The organism is Bradyrhizobium sp. 157 (genome assembly GCF_023073815.1).
Classification (GTDB): domain Bacteria; phylum Pseudomonadota; class Alphaproteobacteria; order Rhizobiales; family Xanthobacteraceae; genus Bradyrhizobium.
This window is the reverse complement of record NZ_JADPKF010000003.1, coordinates 12,825-35,087: the sequence shown is the minus strand read 5'-3', so window position 1 is coordinate 35,087 and position 22,263 is coordinate 12,825. Positions and strand designations below refer to the sequence as shown.

The 22,263-nt window shown below is 60.8% G+C and carries 21 protein-coding genes and 1 pseudogene; 8 read left to right on the top strand and 14 right to left on the bottom strand.

Features of this window, described 5'->3' with window-relative positions; all coding sequences use genetic code 11:
- Positions 1 to 634: 634 nt before the first annotated feature.
- The gene (locus tag IVA95_RS00185) at positions 635 to 835 is read right to left on the bottom strand and encodes a hypothetical protein (RefSeq protein ID WP_028351264.1); all 201 of its coding nucleotides are present in this window, start codon (positions 833 to 835) and stop codon (positions 635 to 637) included.
- 171 nt (positions 836 to 1,006) lie between these two features.
- Between IVA95_RS00185 and IVA95_RS38700 the strand changes: the two genes are divergently transcribed.
- Both IVA95_RS38700 and IVA95_RS00175 read left to right on the top strand, forming a co-directional pair.
- Positions 1,007 to 1,138 carry a hypothetical protein gene (locus IVA95_RS38700; RefSeq protein ID WP_256470128.1) on the top strand — a complete coding sequence of 44 codons (132 nt, stop codon included), beginning with the start codon at positions 1,007 to 1,009 and terminating at the stop codon, positions 1,136 to 1,138.
- A 1,003-nt stretch (positions 1,139 to 2,141) separates the two neighbouring features.
- Positions 2,142 to 2,495 (top strand): nuclear transport factor 2 family protein, encoded by a 354-nt coding sequence (locus IVA95_RS00175; protein ID WP_247508657.1) that lies wholly within the window; start codon positions 2,142 to 2,144, stop codon positions 2,493 to 2,495.
- Positions 2,496 to 2,575: 80 nt separating this feature from the next.
- On the opposite strand, the gene IVA95_RS00170 is transcribed toward IVA95_RS00175, so the two are convergent.
- The 8 genes from IVA95_RS00170 to IVA95_RS00135 all read right to left on the bottom strand — a co-directional run bounded on the left by IVA95_RS00170 (position 2,576) and on the right by IVA95_RS00135 (position 9,485).
- Positions 2,576 to 3,358 (bottom strand): SDR family oxidoreductase, encoded by a 783-nt coding sequence (locus IVA95_RS00170; protein ID WP_247508656.1) that lies wholly within the window; start codon positions 3,356 to 3,358, stop codon positions 2,576 to 2,578.
- A 63-nt stretch (positions 3,359 to 3,421) separates the two neighbouring features.
- Positions 3,422 to 3,721, bottom strand: coding sequence for a hypothetical protein (locus IVA95_RS00165; RefSeq protein ID WP_247508655.1), 300 nt, complete (start codon positions 3,719 to 3,721; stop codon positions 3,422 to 3,424).
- A gap of 410 nt (positions 3,722 to 4,131) precedes the next feature.
- Positions 4,132 to 4,791, bottom strand: a complete 660-nt coding sequence (locus IVA95_RS00160; protein WP_247508654.1) for a PEPxxWA-CTERM sorting domain-containing protein — start codon at positions 4,789 to 4,791, stop codon at positions 4,132 to 4,134.
- Between the two features lie 596 nt (positions 4,792 to 5,387).
- Positions 5,388 to 5,528 (bottom strand): hypothetical protein, encoded by a 141-nt coding sequence (locus IVA95_RS00155; RefSeq protein ID WP_247508653.1) that lies wholly within the window; start codon positions 5,526 to 5,528, stop codon positions 5,388 to 5,390.
- A 100-nt stretch (positions 5,529 to 5,628) separates the two neighbouring features.
- Complete coding sequence (locus IVA95_RS00150; protein WP_141686714.1) at positions 5,629 to 5,808, bottom strand: hypothetical protein; 180 nt, start codon at positions 5,806 to 5,808, stop codon at positions 5,629 to 5,631.
- 119 nt (positions 5,809 to 5,927) lie between these two features.
- Complete coding sequence (locus IVA95_RS00145) at positions 5,928 to 7,247, bottom strand: M20/M25/M40 family metallo-hydrolase (protein WP_247508652.1); 1,320 nt, start codon at positions 7,245 to 7,247, stop codon at positions 5,928 to 5,930.
- 22 nt (positions 7,248 to 7,269) lie between these two features.
- Positions 7,270 to 7,785 (bottom strand): hypothetical protein, encoded by a 516-nt coding sequence (locus IVA95_RS00140; RefSeq protein ID WP_247508651.1) that lies wholly within the window; start codon positions 7,783 to 7,785, stop codon positions 7,270 to 7,272.
- Between the two features lie 152 nt (positions 7,786 to 7,937).
- A complete protein-coding gene (locus IVA95_RS00135) occupies positions 7,938 to 9,485 on the bottom strand; it encodes an acetolactate synthase large subunit (protein WP_247508650.1) in 1,548 nt (515 codons plus the stop codon).
- Positions 9,486 to 9,712: 227 nt separating this feature from the next.
- On the opposite strand from IVA95_RS00135, the gene IVA95_RS00130 reads away from it, so the two are divergent.
- The 3 genes from IVA95_RS00130 to IVA95_RS00120 all read left to right on the top strand — a co-directional run bounded on the left by IVA95_RS00130 (position 9,713) and on the right by IVA95_RS00120 (position 12,620).
- The gene (locus tag IVA95_RS00130) at positions 9,713 to 10,315 is read left to right on the top strand and encodes a L,D-transpeptidase (RefSeq protein ID WP_247508649.1); all 603 of its coding nucleotides are present in this window, start codon (positions 9,713 to 9,715) and stop codon (positions 10,313 to 10,315) included.
- A 97-nt stretch (positions 10,316 to 10,412) separates the two neighbouring features.
- Entirely contained in the window at positions 10,413 to 11,225 is an 813-nt protein-coding gene (locus IVA95_RS00125) for a DUF2927 domain-containing protein (protein ID WP_247508648.1), read from the top strand.
- A 402-nt stretch (positions 11,226 to 11,627) separates the two neighbouring features.
- Complete coding sequence (locus IVA95_RS00120; protein WP_247508647.1) at positions 11,628 to 12,620, top strand: LysR family transcriptional regulator; 993 nt, start codon at positions 11,628 to 11,630, stop codon at positions 12,618 to 12,620.
- An 11-nt stretch (positions 12,621 to 12,631) separates the two neighbouring features.
- Here the strand turns inward: IVA95_RS00120 and IVA95_RS00115 are convergent, their stop codons facing one another.
- The 3 genes from IVA95_RS00115 to IVA95_RS00105 form a co-directional block, all read right to left on the bottom strand.
- On the bottom strand, positions 12,632 to 13,735 hold the full coding sequence (locus tag IVA95_RS00115) for a M48 family metallopeptidase (protein WP_247508646.1): 1,104 nt from the start codon (positions 13,733 to 13,735) through the stop codon (positions 12,632 to 12,634).
- A gap of 21 nt (positions 13,736 to 13,756) precedes the next feature.
- Complete coding sequence (locus tag IVA95_RS00110; protein ID WP_247508645.1) at positions 13,757 to 14,914, bottom strand: DUF898 family protein; 1,158 nt, start codon at positions 14,912 to 14,914, stop codon at positions 13,757 to 13,759.
- A 195-nt stretch (positions 14,915 to 15,109) separates the two neighbouring features.
- Positions 15,110 to 16,282 carry an isovaleryl-CoA dehydrogenase gene (locus tag IVA95_RS00105; protein WP_247508644.1) on the bottom strand — a complete coding sequence of 391 codons (1,173 nt, stop codon included), beginning with the start codon at positions 16,280 to 16,282 and terminating at the stop codon, positions 15,110 to 15,112.
- 319 nt (positions 16,283 to 16,601) lie between these two features.
- Here IVA95_RS00105 and IVA95_RS00100 point away from each other — a divergent pair, with 319 nt between their 5' ends.
- Both IVA95_RS00100 and IVA95_RS00095 read left to right on the top strand, forming a co-directional pair.
- A complete protein-coding gene (locus tag IVA95_RS00100; RefSeq protein ID WP_247508643.1) occupies positions 16,602 to 17,873 on the top strand; it encodes a cytochrome P450 in 1,272 nt (423 codons plus the stop codon).
- 32 nt (positions 17,874 to 17,905) lie between these two features.
- On the top strand, positions 17,906 to 19,180 hold the full coding sequence (locus IVA95_RS00095; RefSeq protein WP_247508642.1) for a cytochrome P450: 1,275 nt from the start codon (positions 17,906 to 17,908) through the stop codon (positions 19,178 to 19,180).
- Positions 19,181 to 19,279: 99 nt separating this feature from the next.
- Here the strand turns inward: IVA95_RS00095 and IVA95_RS00090 are convergent, their stop codons facing one another.
- Positions 19,280 to 20,008, bottom strand: a complete 729-nt coding sequence (locus tag IVA95_RS00090) for a PEPxxWA-CTERM sorting domain-containing protein (protein ID WP_247508641.1) — start codon at positions 20,006 to 20,008, stop codon at positions 19,280 to 19,282.
- Between the two features lie 282 nt (positions 20,009 to 20,290).
- Here IVA95_RS00090 and IVA95_RS00085 point away from each other — a divergent pair.
- A pseudogene (locus tag IVA95_RS00085) lies at positions 20,291 to 20,913 on the top strand (FAD-dependent monooxygenase); the annotation flags it as partial.
- A gap of 718 nt (positions 20,914 to 21,631) precedes the next feature.
- Here IVA95_RS00085 and IVA95_RS00080 read toward each other — a convergent pair.
- On the bottom strand, positions 21,632 to 22,072 hold the full coding sequence (locus tag IVA95_RS00080) for a hypothetical protein (RefSeq protein ID WP_247508640.1): 441 nt from the start codon (positions 22,070 to 22,072) through the stop codon (positions 21,632 to 21,634).
- Between the last annotated feature and the right edge of the window lie 191 nt (positions 22,073 to 22,263).

Here is a 22,263-nt window from a genome sequence, read left to right as displayed (position 1 = left end):
GAGATGCGCGAATTCGGCGTTAGCAGGATCTTGATCTGCTGCGCCGATCACAGGTGCAGCCATTCGATCGCGATGGATGCCGGCCGTTGACCGGGCGGTCTCAGGACGGGCTGTTGAAAGCAGGTCGTCTGGGGAAAGTACCCTGTCGAGCCGATCGGCCACTCCTGTATTCGATGACGTTGCTGCCGCAACAGCAGGCTCCGGCTTACGACGTGAGTTGGACCGTTGAGCGTGAGATGGCATTTTATGCTTTGGCTGCGGCTTTGTACCATTTGCCGGAGTCCGCGGACTGGCTCTTGTCCTCGCCGGCCTCGCAGAACCGGTCGCGCCACCGGCCTTCGCGTACCAGCCCATCGAAATCGGCTGATCCTATTCGATGCGGGCTTTTTCCTTCAGGTCGCGGATGCGAATTTCGGCCTCTTGCTTCGAGGTCACGATTTCGGACTGGTCGGGGACGCGGGCCTCTCGGCTGAGCCTTTTCAATTCCTCAAGCTATTCATGCGTGGGTTTTTCGGTCATGGGGACCTCCTCTGACGGAGCAACCCTGTCAAGAACGTCCTGTTCCCCTTGAGCCGTCCGTTGCGGCCGCCACAGGATGAGAGAGGCCAAATCGAGTGGGCCAAACCGAGTGGCCTTACTCCGGCGCCCTCATGCCGGGCGAGCGGAGCCATTCGTTTAGCCGAGATGCGGCTTCCATCTGTCGCGCCCGCCGCAAGAGCAGTTCCCGGGCCATGCCGGGCTGTGCCTCCCTTGCCGCCTCTCTGAAGCGCTTGGCTTCTTCCGCCAGCCGTTCCTCGAAAGTCTTCTCGTGCTTGATGCGCCGTCGTGTTGGCATGCCCGTGATCCTCGTTCCCGAGGGCCATTGAAATCCCGTGCCGGATCGCCGTCTGTCCGGCACCAGACTCACTCGGGCAGGCTGCCAATAAGTCGCGGCCCGTAGTTTGCCCGTCTTGCCGGAACACGATTCGCGGCGTGTCGTGGTAGCGGCACTTTCCGGGAGCGAACCATGCTTAAAACCCTTCTTGTGATGGCGGCCATCACCATCATCGCGGGCGCCGCGGTGATCGCTATTTCCGAACTCCTCACCCGTGCGCGCCACCCGCAACCCGGTCCGCCGCCGCGGCGCCGGGCGTTTTAAACGCGCTCCACGTTCGCAGCGGAGCCTATGTTCCAGGCCATCCAGAAAGGGCCCCAGCGGCGGCGCTGAGGTCCTCTCAGTCACTGTCGCATCGGGGATATGCGACACACGATCCAATGCGGGTCGCAGATTTTCGTTCCTGTGGCGCGAGCGACGCCTCCCCGCTTGGGTCCAGCCGATCTCTTGACCTCCTTCTTCATGGCGGCACGACAAAGGTCGCTCTACCGAGAGCTTTTCTTTTGCCAGCGCGGCTGCGCCAATTCCGGTCGACCGCGCAGTTGGATTCACGTGGGGAGACTCAATTGCTTCAAGCGGCGTGCGGGTTAACAACCGTATACCCGCGCAACGAGCGCGCATGGATTCTAGTTGCGTGGCCGCCCGAGTTCGCATCGTATGCTATCCACGTATCGCCTTCGACATGTCGCTCTAGAACGAAAACGTGCCCACGTCGCGCAGCGACCATTCCGGGTGCTGGCGATGTCCGTGGAAAGCGCAGCCAGTTGGATGCGAGATTTAGACCAGGCACGATCCGGCCGAAAACACGTATAGACGCACCGCAGCCGCAGAACGAGCGGGGACAACCGGCCGGACGACCGCCGACAGTTTGACCGCGATCGACACTCACGTCCGCCAATTCGCGACGGTAACTCTGTGCGGTCGCTTGACCTGTGTAAGAACTAATCCGCTCACGACGGGGCTGCGAAAACGAGAAGTCGCAGGGCATGGTCACATTGCATTCGGGTATTTGAGCGGTGCGGGAAGGACGGGCTTCCGAAGCGATAGACCCGGTTACAACAAGGACAGACGCAACGAGGATTTGTTTGAGCATGCAGGACTCCGATTTAAATCCTGCCCCGCAATCAGGAGCCAATAATAGTTTGGCGAAAATGCGTTTGGAACGGCCGGTAGTTCCATATACGGAACCCTCCTAACCGCGCCTGAACGTTTGGTTCACAACGTGTTCATTCGCTTTGCCGTTAGTAATCCGCGGGAGGGACCGGACATGGCAAATGCGAATAACCGTTTCGATGCAATGGGTATTGTCGTTGATTGGATTGATGCCTGTAAGCAGCGGCGCCTCGATGCACTATTGGACCTGTACGACGATGCGGCCACCGTGGAATGCTGCGAGGGCGGCAGCTTCAACGGTCGATCAGAGATGGAACGATATTGGCGGCCACGGCTCGCCAGGGCGGGAAATGACGCGTTCGCGATCGACGCATTGATGCCGGAAGAGGACGGCGTATCACTGGACTATCGCGGTTACGACGGAAGGACGATGAGAACGCATTTCCGCTTCACGCGATCCGGCAAAATCCGGCTCACGGCGTGCGAGCCTGTAAAATCCGCCGCGTAGCGAAGAACGTCCCGTGGCTATCGTGGCGAATGACGCTGCAGTGGTGGCCGGCCCGAACGCGCCACGAGGACGGCGCAACCTTATCCGCGTTTTCGTAGCTGAATGCGACCGATTGCCGCCAGGATAAACCCGCGCGGAAACAGCCGCAGCAGAACCGGAACGATCTTCATGCCGAGGCCGGGCAGCACGACGCGTTTATTCTGCATCAATCCGCGATACCCCGCCTGCGCGACATCAGATGCCGAGACGTTCAGGATTTCATGCTCGAATCCGGGTTCAATCCCGGCCCGCGCTTGAAATTCCGACGACACCGAACCGGGACAGAGCGTCGTCACGCGCACTCCGCGTGGAGCGAGCTCCTGGCGCAGCGCATCGCTGAATGACAGGACATAAGCCTTGGACGCATAGTACACCGCCATCCCTGGGCCCGGCAGAAAACCGGCAAGCGAACCAAGGTTGAGGATGCCGCCACGATGCCGGATCAGGCTCTCGGAAAACCGCAACGACAAATCGGTCAGCGCGACGATGTTGACGGCGATGATGCCGAGCTGCTCTGCCCGATCCAGTTCGATCGCATAGCCGAAAAGACCGAACCCCGCATTGTTGACGACGAACTCGACCTCCACGCCTTCGGCGGCTAGAGCCGAGGCAATGCTGTCGCAGGCCTTGGGGTGTTCAAGGTCGCAACAAATTAAGATCGGCGCCGTGCCGCCAGCCGCGACGATTTCGCTCGCCAACGTCGTCAGGCGATCCCCGCGTCGGTCGACCAGGGCCAATCGATGCCCGTTTAATGCGAAAACGCGCGCCAACGCGGTGCCTATTCCCGCCGATGCACCGGTAATCAGCGTGACACGCTCAACCATGCATTATCCTCAAGCGGGACAAGGGTCACCTGCCAGTGGATCAGCGCTGACGATAAGACGACGTCACCGACAGGTCTCGCGATACCGTCGGCAATTTCCCTCGCCTCGTTCGCCCAACCTGTCCTTGTTCAGGCAAGCCGCTCGTAATTCTTCACATAGGCCATTGCGTCGAACCCGCCTTTCGCAGGTTTCCCGATATCGGCGGCAACCGCCTTCGCCGCGCTCGCAGGAACGCCTCAGCTGATCGCAGTGCCCGTAGACACGAACTCCACCAGGACCAATTTCCAAGCCCTGAGATGTAGCTGGACTGGGCAAGAGAGAGATCGCCATCAGCAGGAAAAGAGCCAATGCAGATGTTCTCATGTTCGGTCCCCAGAAATAGTTGTCGAGGCAATAGTAAGTAGATGTCACTACATTGGTTCCTTACCCAAGCAATTAGTTGCCGCGCGCGGAGCAGGCCCAAGGTCGGTCAGTGGTGTGTCCACCGCCGTCCGCGCGCTGTTGCTGCGAAGCGCACGCCTAGACGAGCTTTAAAGCGCGGACAGCCAAAGCGGCCGCCCACCTGAAGCGCCTCACTTCTCACGAGCGCCGACCAAATTCTTCAACGCCTTCGGAGGCTGCAGTCCGGGCGAGGTCAGCCACTCGTTGATGTAAGCGGTCGCCTCAGCTTGTCGGCACGTCGTGGACGCAATTCCAGGGCTATGCTCGTGGCAATTGACCCGCCGCTTCTTTGAAGCGTTGGGCTTCTTCCATTAGCCGCTCGATCCTAGAGACTACGCGACGTGCTGAAGCCTGTTGCGTCGGCGATACGCCATGAACCCGACACCGGCGAAGCCGAGTATCATCATCGCCCAGGTGGAGGGCTCAGGGACGGCCGGTGTGACGGCGTTCGGATCAAATGGCGCCACATTGGTCAGACCGAGGTCGATGTGGGCATTGATCAACTTGTTGCCTATCGCAAATCCGGTGTTGGGGTCGACCAGTCTGACGGTAATGGCAGTTCCCTCGATGCGGAATTGATAGTCTTTTGACTGGAAGCTGAAATTGGTGATGAAGTTGAATCCGCCGAAGACGCCGTTGTTGTACCGAATGCCTGCCGAGGTCTCCGCGTTGATATTGTCGGACAAATCGAAGCTGAGCCCATTCAGCGTGAGATTGAATGCTGTCGCAGGCGCGATGGCGGCGATATCGGGAAAGCTCGAATAGAAGACGTTCACTGTTCCGGACGCCGGGATTAGCGAGCTGTCGAAAACGAAGCTTCCCGAGAGCGGGTCACTTTGAGTGAAACCATTTCCGCTAAAAGGCGCCTTTACGTTAGCGGGGCCCGGATTGATCGCGCCAGAAAAATTCGCGGTCATGTAAACGTCCGCGGACGCAACGTTTGCGCTTAACAGCAGCGCGGCAATACCGAAACTCAAAGTACTTGAACGCATTTTGCCACCCTACGCACTAGTTAAATTTAAAGGCTTTAATTGTATTTTAAAGATTAACTGTAAGTGCCGGCTAAGATCAAGCTCCTTGGCCGTTAATAATTAAGGCGTACGACCTGAAATCCTCCGTCACATCAACTTCACAAAACGCACCCGACCGCAAAGCTGCTTTGGAAGCCATCCACGGCCCGTCGCGACAAGGTCATCGCAGAATTACGCGCGGAATCAGTCGCAGCCAGTCCTGCACCGATCGCCGAGCGGCGGCACGGAAGAGAAGATGGAGTGTGCGGCTAATTCGCAGACTTCACTTTTCAGTACGAGCGCCGATGCCGATTCCGCAAACCGGATCGCCGTAGAGTCACGTGACCGCCCAGGAGCTCGTCCTAACCGTCGCCACCCTCACCGGCGGCGCAGTCGGCTTGCTCGCGCCGATCGGCTTCGTCGAAGGGCTGCTGCGCACTGACCCCGAGGAGGCGGGACCCTGTCGCTGTTTGTCTTTCCGGTGTGATGCCTGCTGGTGGTGCTCGGCGTGTTAATCGGGCGCAAGGCAGGACTGCTCGTGACCGGCGGCACGCCGGTCGCGCAGCGATAGAGTTAGATCAGATCCCAAGCACCCAGATCGCCACGATGGTGCCGAGCGTCGCCAGCCCGCTGATGGTCCATCCGGTTGCGTAGGAAATGTCGTTATCGCTGGTGCCGCGCATTTCGTCGGCGCCTGTGGTTGGAGACCGCCACTGCATGGCATTGCTCCAAAAAGCCTGCCCGCAAGTGTAACGTCGGCCCGGGTTCCCGGTTCCACTCTATTTGGAGGCCGTCGGAGAGACGGCCAAAAATCTTCGATCAGACGAAGGAAAGCCGGCGCGCGTCGGCCGGTGCGATCTCGTTTTCGTCGCCGACGATGATGGTGACTTTCCACCCCTCGCTGGCCCAGACCCGCGCTTTGGCGACAGCCACCAGCATGCTGCTTCGGTCCATCCTGACGGTCTCGTCCTTGCGTTCCGCCACGATCCTGTACGCCATACCAAAATCCCCTACGCCGGTATTACTACGGGAATTTTCAGTTACCGCTTTGGCCGCAATTGGCCGACAATTTGTCCAATCGGGGGCATGGTTAACGGCGCTGGGGACAATTCAGCCGCCTATTTCGCGGCGTTTCGCACCGCAAGCGCCGGTTTGGTCACGCCATCGAGGCCGGTCAGGATCAGGACGGTTAACAGGGCGTTCTGCGGGCCGTACCAGGCGTTGGTTGGCTTGTACCACTCATTGCGCGAGTGCCAGTTGCCGCCCTCGCCGCCGCCGCCGATGGTGACGGCCGGAATGCCGAGCGACATCGCGATGTTGGAATCGGTGGAGGAGCCGGCAAAGGTCGGCCGCGGCCCCTTGTTAACGGCAGAGACGGCGCGCTGGGTGGCCTGCACGATCGGTGAATCCATCGCGACAATGCCCGCCGGCCGGTCGCCGATCAGTTTCGCCTCGACCGTCATCTTGTCGGACTTCCAGCGCGCGTTCTCATCCGCCACCGCTTCCTTCACGAGTTCGATCAGCCGCGCCTCGAGCTTGAGTAGTTCCTCGGTCGAATTCGAGCGCATGTCGACGGCCATCCGCGCTTCGGCGGCGATGGCGTTGACCGAGGTGCCGCCGGTCACGGTGCCGACGGTAAAGGTGGTCTTCGGATCGGACGGCGGCTGCAGCTCGGAAATTTTAGCGATCGCCCGGCCCATGGCATGCGTCGCGCTCGGCAGTCCGAATTCCTGGAACGAGTGCCCGCCGGGGCCCTTGAAGGTGAACTCGTAGCGATGGCTGCCGGTCGCCTGATTAACGATGCGGGTGATGCCGAGCCCGTCGATCGAGATGAAGCCGTCAATATCGGTGTGATCGCGGAACAGCGCCTTCACGCCGCGCAGATTGCCGAGCTCTTCCTCGCCGACGGTGCCGACGAACAGGATGTCGCCCACGGTCGCGATCCCGTTTTCGTTCATCACCTTGATCAACGACAGCAGCACCGCAAGGCCGCGTGAATCGTCGCCGATGCCTGGCGCTACGATTGCGCCGTCTTTTTCCTTCACCGTAACGTCGGTGCCTTCGGGAAACACCGTGTCGAGATGCGCGGAAACCACGAGCTTGGGCCGGCCGCCGCCGCTGCCCTTGCGTAGCGCGATCACATTGCCTTCGGCATCGATCGACGCATCCTTGAAGCCGAGCTCCTGCATCCGCTTCTGAAAATATTCGGCACGGACTTTTTCCTTGAACGGCGGCGCCGGGATTTCGGTGATGCGCTTCTGCTCGGCAAAAGTCCGCTCGTCGTCGGCCTTGATGTCGTCGAGCGACTTCGCGATTTTGGGATGGGCCAAAATGGCTTCGAGGTCGGGCGCGGGAGCTTGCGCCGCGGCCTGCTGCACCAGAGCGTGCTGTGCGACGGCGACAAATGCGATGGCCAGGATTGATCGGGTGAGCGTCATCAAAGTTCTCCGTTTGCAGGCTTCATCCTGCGCTTAGCCCTGCATCCTTCAGCCGCTGCGCGAACCAGCCGGACAGAGCCTGGTCGAGAACGCCGCTGGAATAAACCTCCGACATCGTAACGTGGGTCTTGCCCAGCGTCAGCAGCACACCGATCCAGTAGGCGAACCACAAATGCGGATCGGTCAGTGCGCGCAGCTTGTGCTGGTCATGTTCGAGCGGCTGATGATTGGCCGATTTGCGCACCTCGACCGCGAGCAGATTGTTGGGAATGGCGCGCTGGTGCACCACGATATCGGGATAGATGGATTTGGCCAGGTGATCGTCGGTCGAGACGGTGGATCCGTGCGGCAGCCGCAGCGTGCGGTCGCCGAGCCGGTCGTATTCGCAGTCGATCTCCCAGCCCGGGAAATGCTTTTCGAACTGCACCGCGAGCCGATGCGTCAGCGCGCGCTCGCCGACATCCCGTTCGAGCAGGAAAGTTTCGCGTGCGTAAAACTCGTGAAGTGCGGTGACGACCTTGTTCAGTTCGGTCTGCATCTGGCCTCCGACAAACACATGCCGTCATTGCGAGCGTAGCGAAGCAATCCATAGTGCCACAAGCGGAGGAATGGATTGCTTCGTCGCTGCGCTCCTCGCAATGACGATCTTATTCGGCGTTCCGGCTTTCTCAAACTTCGAACAATTGTTCTCTACATCTGCACTTCGATCAGCCGCGGCCCCGGTTCGGCGACAGCTTCCGCCAGCGCCTTGTTGAAGTCGTCGGCATTGGCGACCGCGCGGCCCGGCACGCCCATGCCCTTGGCGAGGGCGACAAAGTCCAGGTCGGGACGGTCGATCTTGAGCATGTCTTGCGCGCGCTGTCCCGGCTCGCCGGCGCCGACGCCGTCGAATTCGCCGCGAAGAATTTGATAGATCTTATTGGCGAATACGATCGTGACGACGTTGAGGCCTTCGCGCGCCTGCGTCCACAGCGATTGCAACGTGTACATCGCGCTGCCGTCGCCGACCATGCAGATCACCTTGCGGTCCGGGCATGCCACCGCGGCACCCGTCGCGACCGGCGTCGAGAAGCCGATCGAGCCGCCCATGTTCTGCAGCCAGTCATGCGGGGCGGCGGCGGCCGTCGGCGGAAAGAAACCGCGGCCGGTGGTGATGGATTCATCGACCACGATGGCGTTTTCCGGGATCGCCATCGCGATCGCCTGCGCGATCGAGGCGTGCGTCAGCGCGCCGGTCGGTTTGGCGATCTCGACCATCTTTTGCGGCTGCCGGTCGGCCGGCTGCGCGTGAAGCGCACCGGCCAGCGCCTCCAGCGCAGCGACCGAATTTTCTGCGCCCGTGGTCATGCGATGAACCTCGCAGCCCTGGGGTTTGAGCATGCTCGGCTTGTTCGGATAGGCGAAGAACGCCACCGGGTCGTTGGCCTCGACCAGTACGATATTCCTAAAATCCTTCAGGATCGGCAGCGCCTGCTCGATCACGTAAGGAATGCGGTCGATCGCGAACCGGCCCCTGCCGCGCGCCATGCGCGGATTGTAGGTCTGGCCCATCACCTTGCAACCGGTCTTGCCCGCGATCTGGGCGGCCAGCGCCAGCCCGTGCTCGGTCAGCGCGCTGCCGGTCATCAAGAGCAGCGTCGACGCGCCGCCGCTCCGCAAAACCTTCGCGGCATGGTCGACGGCCTGCGCAGAATAATTGGCGCGCTGGCTTTCTGCCGGTACTTGCGCGATGCCGTCGGCCTCGTTCCAGGCCGTGTCAGCGGGCAGGATCAGGGTGGCGATCTGCGGCGGCGAACTCTTCGCGGCGGCGATCGCCGCGGCGCCATCGGCGGCGACGGATTTGGCATCCGGCGAGGTCCGCACCCAGGACGACATCGGCCGCGCCAGCCCTTCGATATCAGATGTCAGGGGGGCGTTGTAGCCGATGTGATAGGTCGCGTGCTGGCCGACGATGTTGACGATGCCGGAATTGGCCTTCTTGGCATTGTGCAGGTTGGCAAGACCGTTGGCGAGGCCGGGCCCGAGATGCAACAGCGTCGATGCCGGCGTGCCCTTCATGCGGTAATAGCCGTCGGCAGCCCCCGTCACCACGCCCTCGAACAGACCGAGCACGCAGCGCATCCCCTCGACCCGATCCAGTGCGGCGACGAAATGCATCTCCGAGGTGCCCGGATTGGTGAAGCAAACGTCCACCCCGCCCGCGACCAATGTCCGCACCAGACTTTCCGCACCGTTCATGGTCTCATTCCCCTTCGCGCTTCGTTCTTAAGAGCCGCTGACGATCAAACATTGTTCGCACGTTTCGTCAAAGGTTTAGCGGAACAATGCAGCCATCGTGTAGGGCATGTTGTCTTTTTTAACCGCGGTGTTTCAAAATGGCTGTGGTCACGGGCTCGTTGCTTGCACGACCGCCGCAATTATGGCCTGTCTCGACCTGCTTATTCAGATTTTCGCGAGGGAGAACAATGATCCGGGCTTTTGCTTTGCTGTTTGCGGCGATCGCGATGCTGGCGGGGGCCGGCCACGCACAGGCCCAAAATCTCTTCCAACCTTTCTTTGAAGATACGCGCGACATCATGGGCGGCGGCCCCGGTTTCTTTCGGCCCGGCATGCCCAGCGGATCGAGCCCGATCCCGCGCACGACCGTAAACTTTGCCGGCAATTTTGCCCCCGGTACCATTTACATCGACACTGCCGAGCGCCGGCTCTATCTCGTGCTCGGCAACGGCCAGGCGATCCGCTACGGCATCGGTGTCGGCCGGGACGGCTTCCGCTGGAGCGGAACCCACCGCGTCACCGCGAAGAAGGAATGGCCGAGCTGGACACCGCCGGCTCAGATGCTGCGGCGCCGGCCCGACCTGCCGCGCCACATGGTCGGCGGCATCGACAACCCGCTCGGCGCGCGGGCGATATATCTGGGATCGACGCTGTACCGCATCCACGGCTCCAACGAGCCCGAGACAATCGGCCAGGCGGTCTCGTCCGGCTGCTTCCGCATGACCAACGAGGACGTGACCGACCTCTATAGCCGCGTCCGCATCGGCACCCCGGTTATCGTGAGGAATTAGGCTAGCCATCCCGGAATTGGGCGGTCACGCGCGCAAGCGCGTGATCGGGCCTTTCAAGCCTTGCACGCACGCGCCAATTGCTGCAGCGTCGTTTGAAATGCGCACGCCCCGCCGATTCCTGTATGTACGGACGCTAGCGGCTGCCCTGAGCGCCGCAACGCTCGGCGAAACCTTCGTGCCGTGCACGGCCTTCGCCGATATTCCCGCCATCGCGCAGCGTCAGCGCGCCGAGAAAAAGATTTTCACCGACAGCGAGATCATCGAAGGCTTTCTGAAGATCGCCTTCGGCGCCGAATATCATCTCGCCGGCAGGGTCGACCGCATCCGCAAATATGACGGGCCGGTGCGCGTGTTTGCCGACGGCACGCGTGCCGACCGCAAGGCGCAGCTTGCGAAGATCGTGGCCGATATCGCCGCGCACGTTCAGCACCTCGACATCGCGATGGCCGAAACTAGCGAAGACGCCAATGTGCAGGTCAAGCTGGTGCGCGACCGCGATCTCCAGCGCACCATCGCGACCTTCTACGGTAGTGAGCGGGCGCGCGAGATTCGCTCTTCGCTCGACCCGCAATGCCTGTCCGGCTTTCGCAAAAACGAGAAATTCGAAATCGAGCATTCCGACGTGATCCTCACCGTCGACAATGGCGACTTCGTCTTCTTCGACTGCGCCTATGAGGAATTGCTGCAGTCGCTTGGACCGATCAACGATACCTCGACCGTGCCCTGGACCATGTTCAACGACAATGTGTCGATGGGCTATTTCGATGTCTACGACCAATATCTGCTCAACCTGCTCTACGATCCCCGGATCAAGCCCGGCATGACCGTTCAGGAGGTCAAGCCGCTGCTGCCGGATGTGCTGGCCGACGTTCGCACCTGGGTGCGCAAGGTCAATAACCTGCCGCAGTGATGGATCCCGTCCGGGCCGTGGCCCCACCCCGTCATTGCCTGCGACAAACGCGAAGCGTTTGCGCAAGGGAGCAAAGCGACGAAGCAATCGATGTTTCAGCGGGCGCGGACAGATGGATTGCTTCGCGGAGCCTGTCATCGGGCGCGCATTCGCGCGACCCGTTGGCTCGACAGCAATGACGGCAGAGAATTCACGGCTGATCGGGAAGTTGCCCGCAGGGCAGATTCGGCCAAGTCTTCGCTACCTCCGCTAGCCGCTCGCGCGCCGGTTGAACATCCCGCCAGGCCCTATCCTATCCACTTTTTTCAGTGACAACGCAAAGTTTTATCAATGAAAGGTTGTGACTTCCAAGAGCAAATCCTGTCTAATGGGCATCATGGGCGCTTGCTATAAGTCTCTCAAATGAACGACCTGCCGCGGATCCAGGCCCTGCGCTGCTTCATCACCGTGGCCCGCGAAGGCACGGTTTCGCGTGCGGCCACGTTGCTGCACCTCACCCAGCCTGCCGTCAGCCTGCAATTGAAGGGCCTGGAGGAGAGCACTGGCCTGCAGCTTTTCAACCGGACGCCGGGCGGCTTTACCCTGACGGAGGCGGGCGCCGCCCTGCTGCCGCTGGCGCATCGGACGGTATCGGCCTCGGCGGATTTCAGGACGGCGGCGGATTCGTTGCGCGAATCGCTGCGGGGGACGCTGCGCGTCGGCACGATTTTGGACCCCGAGTCGATCCGGCTCGGTCCGTTCGTGCGAAGCCTCGCCACCTCCTCGAAGAAGACCGAAGTCTTCCTCCGATACGGCATGACCGAGGACGTACTGGCGCAGATCGGCAGAGGCGAGCTCGATGTCGGATATTATATCGACGCCACGCCCGCCGAATTCCTTACGTCAGGGATATTGTCCGAACGCGCCATCGACGATGGCAAGTTCCAGCTCATGGCGCTGACGCGCTTCGACTACCGCGTGATCGCCCCACGCGAATGGAGCAGCAAGGTGCTGGGCAAGGACTGGGCCGACCTTGCCGACCTGCCCTGGATCGGAACGCCGCATGACTCGGCGCAGCGGAGGTTGCTCGACGACGTGTTCCGGCCTATGGGCTCATCGCCGAAGCGCGTCGCCTTCGCCGATCAGGAAGAAACCATGATTGACCTTGTCGAACGCGCCAACGGCCTCGCCCGCGACAGCGTGCTCGACCGCGTCATGAGCAAACGGAATTTCGTAATTGCCGACAAGGTGGCGCTGACCTGCGACCTCGGTTTCGCTTGCCTGGCGTCGCGGCGCCCCGAGCCGATGATTGCACAAGCCTTCTCGGCCATGCAGGCGGTGTGGGACTTGAAGCCGGCCGGTGTAGCGCCCGCGCCGATCGAAGCAGCGAGATCACGGAAGAGCGCCCGTAGGTAAGCCAGAGCGGGTCAGGATTTGCCGTCGCAGATTGATTTCAGCGATCGCCATTCCTCCGGTGTCAACAGCGGCGGACCGCTGGCCGGCGGGTCTTGCCGGCTCATCCTCGCCAGCCGGTCCTCGCTCAACGGATGGGTGGAGATGATGGAGAGGCCCTTGCCTTCCTTTCCGGTGACCCGAAGCAGCAATTCCCCGGTCGGCTTCGCCGGCCGGCCGAGCCGGTGCATGACCTCGATCGCAAAACTGTCGGCGTCGGTCTCGGCTTCGCGCGAATGGGACGACGTCACCAGCGTGCGCGAGCCGAAAATCAGCGCGCTGGAGCCCGTGATATCGCCGAACAACAATCCGATCAGGAACGAGGTGCCGCCATCATGGATCAACCCGCGCATGCTGTCGCGATGCTTGAGATGGCCGAGCTCATGGGCCAGCACGCCCGCGATCTCATCGGCGTTCTCGGCCTTCGCCAACAATCCGTTGAACAGATAGACCTTGCCGCCCGGCAGCGCGAAGGCATTCGGAACCGAACTCGACAGCACGCCCGACTGCACCGACGTGTCGAGACCCGCGGATTCCCGAAGCGCGGTCACGAGTTTGACGAAAGCCTTCTGGCCGGCGGCATTATCGCACACTTTGGCATCGAACATCGTCTTGACCTGACTGTCTGCGACGTCGCCGAGCCGCCGTTCGAACGCTTCAGGCACCAGCGGCGTGAGGCGATCGGCCGCGAGCGGAAGTCCGAACAGCACGACGGCAACGATTGAAGCTGCGGCCGCGAGCGACCAGCCGACGATGGCGGCAACGCCGCGGCGGCCGATCATGTGGTCATCTATTTTGGTGCAGCGCGAGACGAGCTCGTTGGCAAGCTCCGTGTCGCGAACCTCAAGTCGCGCCAGTGCAGGCGCGGTCAGACAGCTCAGGCGCAGCATACCGGCCGGACTGTCGGCGCGACGGATGTCGACATAGGCCCACGCCGCCAGCGCTTGTTCGCCCTCGTTGATTTCGAGCCGGTCGGCAAGGCGGAGCGTCACCATGCGTCGCCGGCTCGACGTTCCGTCGAAATAGGCCAGCGAACCGAGCGTGGTCGATTTTGCGGGCGTTGGTACGTCGCTATCCATGACCATCAGGACTCTGAAGCCTTAGAAGCCGCCGACATCAAGGCCGTCGGCAAATCCTTCGCCGAGCGCGCTGGCCATTCCGCCGCGCGCCGAAACATTGGCGGCAACCTCAATACCCCTGACATTGACCGATCCGAGCACCCTGACCCAGAGATCACGCAAAAGATAGACCCGGATCACGATATTCATCGCCAGCGCAAACACCAGGTAGCCGATGCCCGCGAGCACCAGAAGCGGAATGCTCTTCATGAATTCCTGCGACTTGAAGAATTCGCTGAACGCATCGCCGCTCATGCTGGCGACCAATACCGCCGACAGCGCCAGGTAGGCCGAGAACACCAATCCGAGCACCACAATCCAGCCGATGACTTTCCAGTACAGGCCGATCAGCGCGCTCTTGGGCAAGGACGATTCCACACGCACGCCGCCGAACCGAATGCCCGAGAGCCACCAGCGCCATTCGATCGCCTTGAAGGCCCCGTAGATGAACGGCGCGAGCGGGAACACGTAAAGCGCAATCGGCGTGAGCAGCCACAGCCACCAGCCACGCTTGAAAAACTCCCAACCGCGCCCCTCAAAACTGCCCTGCAGGTCGCCGTACAAGGTGTGGCGCATCTTGTAGCGTTCGAGTGCGGCGGTGCGCCACGGCAGCGCCAGGCCGAGAGTCACCGCCGACAGCAGGCCCCACAGGGATGCCTGCAAGGCATAGATCCAGCCCGAGCCGGTCATCCAGAGCCGCACGCCGCGCCACACCGTGCGCGTCAGCCGGTAGCGCCGCGCGCGGTAGATCGCAAACTGCCCGAACACGTAGAAGAAGGCGACCAGCGGAATACTGGCAAACGCCTGGATATGCTCGGCCTCAAGGCCGATCAGAAAATAGCCGAGATAGACCGGCACCAGGATCGCGAGCGCGACCAAAAATCCGATCAGCAATTCCTTGCCGCGGCCGGTGTATTCCGCGGCATCGCCATCGACATGGGTATTGGCCCAGAGATGGCGGCGGATGTCGGTGAGCAGCCAGAACCGATAGAAGCCGAGGGTGACGAATTCCAGCCCGGCGCCGCGCTTGACCAGATCGAAGAATTCGCCGCGGCTGCCCGAAAACGCCACCGGCATCGGCGGCGGCACGGACAAAGGCATCGGTGGCGGCACCTGCGGCGGCCAGCTCATCTGATTCATGGCTCAACTCCAGCGCGAACAGTAGCGGATCAAACCACAGATTTGCCGGCCGTTGTGTGACCCAAGTCCCACAGGTGCGTCGAAGCTTACGGGTTTGAGGTTGGGCGGAGCCGTCGCGCCACATTGGATCACCTGCGTTGAGAGAGCCCGTCATCCCGACCTTCTCCCCGAAAGAGCGAGGAGAACGCGTAGGAGCTACGCCGTCTTCTCGAACAGCTCCCGCCCGATCAGCATGCGGCGGATTTCGCTGGTGCCAGCGCCGATCTCGTAGAGTTTGGCGTCGCGGAGCAGCCGCCCGGTCGGGTAGTCGTTGATATAGCCGTTGCCGCCGAGCAGCTGGATGGCGTCGAGCGCGCACTGCGTCGCCTTCTCGGCGGCGTAGAGGATGGCGCCGGCGGCGTCCTCGCGCGTGGTCTCGCCGCGGTCGCAGGCCTTGGCCACCGCGTATACATAGGCGCGCGAGGCGTTCATGGTGGTGTACATGTCGGCGATCTTGCCCTGCACCAGCTGGAAGCTGCCGATCGGCTCGCCGAACTGTTTGCGTTCGTGCACGTAAGGCAGCACCACGTCCATGCAGGCCTGCATGATGCCGATCGGACCCGCCGCCAGCACCGCGCGCTCATAGTCGAGGCCGGACATCAACACGTTGACGCCGCGGCCGACCTCGCTCAGCACATTCTCCTCGGGCACTTCGCAATCCTCGAACAGCAGCTCGCAGGTGTCGGAGCCGCGCATGCCGAGCTTGTCGAGCTTTTGCGCGGTGGAAAATCCCTTCATGCCCTTTTCGATGAGGAAGGCGGTGATGCCACGCGGGCCGGCGCTGGCGTCGGTCTTGGCATAGACCACGAGCGTGTCCGCCTCCGGACCGTTGGTGATCCACATCTTGTTGCCGTTCAGCACAAAGCGATCGCCCTTCTTCTCGGCGCGGGTCTTCATCGAGACCACGTCCGAGCCCGCGCCCGGCTCCGACATCGCGAGCGAGCCGACATGCTCGCCGAAGATCAATTTCGGCAGATACTTCCGCTTCTGCGCCTCGTTGCCGTTACGGCGGATCTGGTTGACGCAGAGGTTGGAATGCGCGCCATAGGACAGTCCGACGGAGGCTGACGCCCGCGACATCTCTTCCAGTGCGATGCAGTGCTCGAGATAACCGAGACCCGCGCCGCCATATTCCTCCTCGACCGTGATGCCGTGCAGGCCGAGCGCGCCGATCTTCGGCCAGAGGTCGCGCGGGAACTGGTTGCTGCGGTCGATCTCGGCGGCGCGCGGGGCGATTTCGTTCTGCGAAAACGCATGCACGGTCTCGCGGATCGCGTCCGCAGTCTCGCCAAGATCGAAGTTGAACATCCGATGGGCGTTGGGAATCATGGCCGCCTCCCGGCGAATTAAACGTTGTTTCAAACAGACTTATAGCGTTTTCGAGCGAAGTGGACACCGGTTCGCGTCAAGAAAACGCGTCAAAACAAAAGCCTAGAGTCCGGTTCTGATCCAATCAGAATCGGGCTCTAATCTTCGAAGCTAAGCTTGTCACGCGCCGAAATACGTGCGGCCGCCCAAGATCGGGCGTACTGCGCTGCAGCCAAATGAGCCCAACTCGCCCTTGCGCTGGGGCACAGCTCGGGATGTAATAGGGTAAAACATCACCCGTTCGGCATGCTTCGCACGGGGAATTCAGGGAGAACGGCTCATGCACGGAACCATCGATCTCGCCGGAGATTCTCATCTGCGCGCCGCGCGCGACACGGCACAGTCGATGCCGCTGGCGGATTTCGATGTCGGCAATCCCGAACTGTTCCAGAACGATTCATTCTGGCCGTATTTCGACCGGCTGCGCCGGGAAGACCCGGTGCATTACTGCAAGGACAGCATGTTCGGCCCGTACTGGTCGGTCACCAAGTACAACGACATCATGGACGTCGAGACCAACCACGCGGTGTTCTCGTCGGCGGCCTCGCTCGGCGGCATCACCATCCGCGACGTCCCGCCCGACCTTCGCCGCGAAAGCTTCATTGCGATGGACCAGCCCCGCCATAGCGCGCAGCGCAAGACGGTGGCGCCGATGTTCACGCCGACGCATCTGGACCAGCTCGCGATCAACATCCGCAAGCGCTCCGCCGAATGCCTCGACAATCTTCCAAAGAACGAGGTGTTCGACTGGGTCGATCAGGTCTCGATCGAGCTCACCACACAGATGCTCGCCGTATTGTTCGACTTCCCCTGGGAAGATCGCCGCAAGCTGACGCGCTGGTCCGACATCGCGACCACGATTCCGCATCCCGGCGGCCTGGTCGAGACCGAGGACCAGCGGCAGGCTGAGCTGCTGGAATGCGCGACCTATTTCGCAAGATTGTGGAAGGAGCGCATCAACCAGCCGCCGAAGAGCGATCTGTTGTCGATGATGGCGCATAGCGACGCGACGCGCGACATGGACCCGAAGAATTTCCTCGGCAATCTGATCCTGCTGATCGTCGGCGGCAACGACACCACCCGCAACACGCTTTCCGGCAGCGTCTATGCGCTGAACAAGAATCCCGACCAGTATCGTAAGCTCCGCGATAACCCCGAGTTGATCGACAGCTTCGTGCCCGAGGTGATCCGCTGGCAGACGCCGCTGGCGCATATGCGCCGTACTGCGCTCGAAGACATCGAATTCCGTGGGCGTCAGATCAGGAAGGGCGACAAGGTCGTGATGTGGTACGTCTCGGGCAACCGCGACGAGGAGGTGATCGACCGTCCCTATGAGTTCATCATCGACCGCGCCCGCCCCCGCACCCACCTTTCGTTTGGTTTCGGTATCCACCGTTGCGTCGGGATCAGGCTGGCGGAATTGCAACTGAAGATTATCTGGGAAGAAATCCTCAAGCGGTACGATGATATTGAAGTGATCGGCGAACCGAAGCGGGTATATTCGAGTTTCGTCAAGGGCTACGAGACCCTGCCGGTCCGCATCGCCGCCTAGCCGCGCTCACGCTCACCCGGGATGATCGAACAATGAACGTTCAGACTGCCATCAGAGCCGACAGACAAGAGCTGCTGCGCGCCGCGCGCGAGGAGGCCTATTCGACGCCGCTGAAGGACTTTCATCCCGGTGCGCCAAAGCTTTTCCAGAACGACACGCTGTGGCCGTGGTTCGAGCGGCTGCGCAAGGAAGAGCCGGTACACTACTGCGAGAATTCGCCGATCGAGCCCTATTGGTCGGTGACCAAGTACAACGACATCATGCATGTCGACACCAACCACGGCATTTTCTCTTCCGACTCCACGCTCGGCGGCATCTCGATCCGCGACGTGCCGCCCGGCTACGATTATCCCAGCTTCATCGCGATGGACCAGCCCAGGCACTCGGCGCAGCGCAAGACGGTGTCGCCGATGTTTACGCCGACGCATCTGGATGAATTGGCCAAACTGATCCGCGAGCGCTCGCAAAAGGTGCTGGACAATTTGCCGCGCAACGAGACCTTCAACTTCGTCGAGCGCGTCTCGATCGAACTGACCACGCAGATGCTGGCGACGCTGTTCGATTTCCCCTGGGAGGAGCGGCGCAAGCTGACGCGCTGGTCCGACGTCTCGACCGCGCTGCCCAAGAGCGGCGTCGTGGAATCGCCCGAGCAGCGACGCCGCGAGATGGATGAATGCTATGCCTATTTCTCAAAGCTCTGGAACGAGCGCGTCAATGCGCCGCCGAAGAACGATCTGCTGTCGATGATGGCGCATAGCGACGCGACCCGGCACATGGACCCCGACAATCTGATGGGCAACATCATCCTGCTGATTGTCGGCGGCAACGATACCACCCGGAACACGATGAGCGGCTCGGTGCTGGCGCTGAACGAGCACCCGGACCAATATCAGAAGCTGCGCGAGAACCCCGCGCTGATCGATTCCATGGTGCCGGAGGTGATCCGCTGGCAGACGCCGCTCGCCCATATGCGCCGCACCGCTCTGGTCGACACCGAAATCGGCGGCAAGAAGATCAGGAAAGGCGATCGCGTCGTGATGTGGTACGTCTCGGGCAACCGCGACGAGGAAGGCATCGAGCGGCCTGATGAATTCATCATCGACCGCGCCCGCCCCCGCACCCATCTGTCGTTCGGCTTCGGCATTCACCGCTGCGTCGGCATGCGGCTGGCGGAGCTGCAGCTCAAGATCGTCTGGGAAGAGATGCTCAAGCGGTTCGACCGCATCGAGGTGGTCGGCGAGCCGAAGCGGGTCTATTCAAGCTTCGTGCGTGGCATCGAGCAGTTGCCGGTGCGCATTCCCGGCTAAGCGGCGAGCTCAATCCGTCTGACCTTGCGGTCCGCCCGGAGAGCGCAAGAGAAAGGCCGCCAAAAGGCGGCTTTCAAATTCAAACCTAATGATCGTGGATCAGGCAGCGATGCCTGCCGGCTTTGCTTTCCGACGATACGCCATGAACCCAATGCCAGCGAACCCCAGGATCATCATTGCCCAGGTTGACGGCTCGGGGACAGCATCCACCGTGCTGATAGCGACGTCATCAAAGCCAGAACTGAAGTCGTTTGAGGGATCGCCACTCAGGAACGTGAATGTGGTCGAATTGGACGTCCCGACGCCTTGATAAGTGTATTGACGCCAGACTTGAGTGGGCTGCCCGGTGCCTTCCGTGTTGACTGCCGAAAACACCTGAACACCGTCGACCAGCAGATTTACCGTGGTTGATTGTCCAAAAACATTATTGGGATCGACCACGTTTCCCACCCAAAACGAGACCGTGTAGATTTGGCCGAGAAGGCCTGTCACGGCTTTCTGAACACCCGCGGCCCCATTTGCATCCTGGCCGGCCAAATCGGCCCATTGATTGCCGGACTGCGCAGGAAAGGTGATACCATTCTGACTGAAATCAGTCGTAACGACTGAAACCGCGTCCGTGCGTCCCGGGCCAACAACGGTCCATGGACCGATACTCGCTCCGGCGCCGTAATTGTCGTATCCACCGGTACTGCCACTTGGTCCTGTATGATTTACTACCGGGGACTCGAACCCATCTTGGAACACAACGGCAGCGTTCACCGCGGTCGAAAGTAGCGGCATCATCAAAACGGTACTTGCGAAGATCAAGGCAAACGAACGAAACATCGGAGTCTCCAAATTGATTTTTCAAAACGGCAATAAATTAAAATTAAACACATTTAAACTATAGCGGCAAGTTGATTGATCGGGCGCTCAGGATGTCCGTAAGGGGCAATTTTGCTGCAAAAATCAGCAGCTACCGCCCGATCTATCAGTGACGGCGGCTCACCTCCGATCAACGGAATAGTGATCAGTACAATGGGCAACATGGGGAATTTTCTGTGGCGTGCGGTGGCGCTTCAGGTGAGCATTCCCGATGCCAACTCATCTCCGAGCTATCGTTCCGCGGGAGGACAGGGCCTCCATATCGGTGTGCAGGATGCCGTGAATCTTGGATGGAAGCTGACCTCACCAAGCAGACATCGCCGGAAAGCATGCTGGATACCTATCATGCCGAGCGCCACCCGGTCGCTGCCCGCGTGCTGCGCAACACGATGGCCCAAGTCGTGCTGATGCGTCGCCCGGACGACCGCATCAAGGCCTTGAAAGACACCATGTCCGAACTCCTCGGCATGGACGAGCCCCGCAAGCGCTTCGCCGCGATGATGTCTGGCCTGGACATCCGTTACGACCTCGGCGAGGGACATCCGTTGCTCGGACGCCGCATGCCTGACCTCGACCTGGTCACCGCCCACGGCCCACTGCGGGTATTCAGCCTGCTGCGCGATGCCCGCCCGGTGCTGCTCAACCTCGGTCATCCTGGCCGCCTCGATATTACGCCGTGGGCGGATAGGGTCCGGCAGATCGATGCCAGATGTGTTGGTAGGTGGGAGCTTCTAGTCCTTCGGTCACTGCTCCAGGCGCCGTGCCGATCCGGCCCGACGGACATGTGGCCTGGGTCGGAGACCAAACCCAACTAAGGGCTCGCTGATGCGCTGACCATTTGGTTCGGACCGCCTGCCGCAGCGTAGCTGGATAGGTTTTGCCGCGGCCTTTCGCTAATCGCGGGCTGGCCTGCCCATGCCCGGCCCTGAATCGAAAGCTGACATCGTCTGGCTCACCCGCAACGTCAAGCTTAGTGCCATTAGCTGACGCCACCATATTCTCAAGCAGCCAGTCGCAAAGAGCGACGAGCGAACGACTTGCCGCGCGACAGACAAATTTTGCTGTACGATGTTGAGCGACATGAGTGAGAGCCTATCATCCTGAAACCCGGCTTACAGCCTCAGAATAAATGCTTGGAGTGCAAGATGGATCGAGATGTAGCAATAAGGGTCGATGGAATGCTTACGGGCGCGCGGGCCAATTTGGATGGGATTGCGCATTACATGAAGAACAATCTCTCTCCTGAAGAGTTCGCAAACTTAGTGCTATCAATCGGAAAATCGATGTCCGCGCTGATAGACATTTCGTCCTCTTTGCATTCAAGATTTCCTGATATTATACCAAGAGAACTCATTGCACCTGGAGATTGAGGGAATTACGGCTGCATCTTTATCATCACTAGCCGAGGCGCCGTGAAGGTCGGCTTTGGGTCATCGCGTCGATTGGACCGGACCGCGGTGACTTCCGTTCTACCCCGGTGAACGGACACTCTCAGGATGGGCGGGCATGTCTCAAAGTGCCATAAACGGACATGCCCCCTATCCGATCACCTCGTCGGAAAGGGCGAGTAAAATCGATGGCAGGCTAATCGCGCACCTTCGCGGCTTCTTCCGTGCTGCGTCGGGCGCTGAACCCATCCGCGTGTTCGACGAATTCATCGAACCCTAGTTCACCCAGAGCCTCCCGCACATCGATTGCTAGTCGCGCTCCAATCACCTCGAGAGCCATGTAGGGGGTCTCGCTTGAGTCGGGACCATGATGAAGGTCGATTGTACCCAGATAGTTTAAGAAGCTATTCTCCGGAAGCGCATCAGGATCAAAGTTGAACGTGGTAATCTCGGTCAAGTAATCGGTGTCCGGATGAGAAGTCCATAACGAACGAACCGTCGGCTCGTTTATTGGAGTCATCGCAACCCACGCAGGCATTCCGGGCTGCCACATCTGCCGGAGCCGCTCTCCATAGTTAGGGTCCATGACCACAAGTACAGACCCGGTAAGATTGGCTGTTTTCAGCGAGCGCGACATCACCCAGTGTCCTTTCTTGAGACGCTGGATGCCTGCGAGGTTAGCCCGTTGCTACTGCGGCGCCAACAACGGAAGTCATTCACCCGATGAGTGCGGGAAGTGGGGGTTGTCCGTTGTGGGGTCATTTGGGACGTCGGCTGGTGGCGCTGTTTGATGAAGGCTTCGCATGCTTCCGAGGTACATGGCACCCG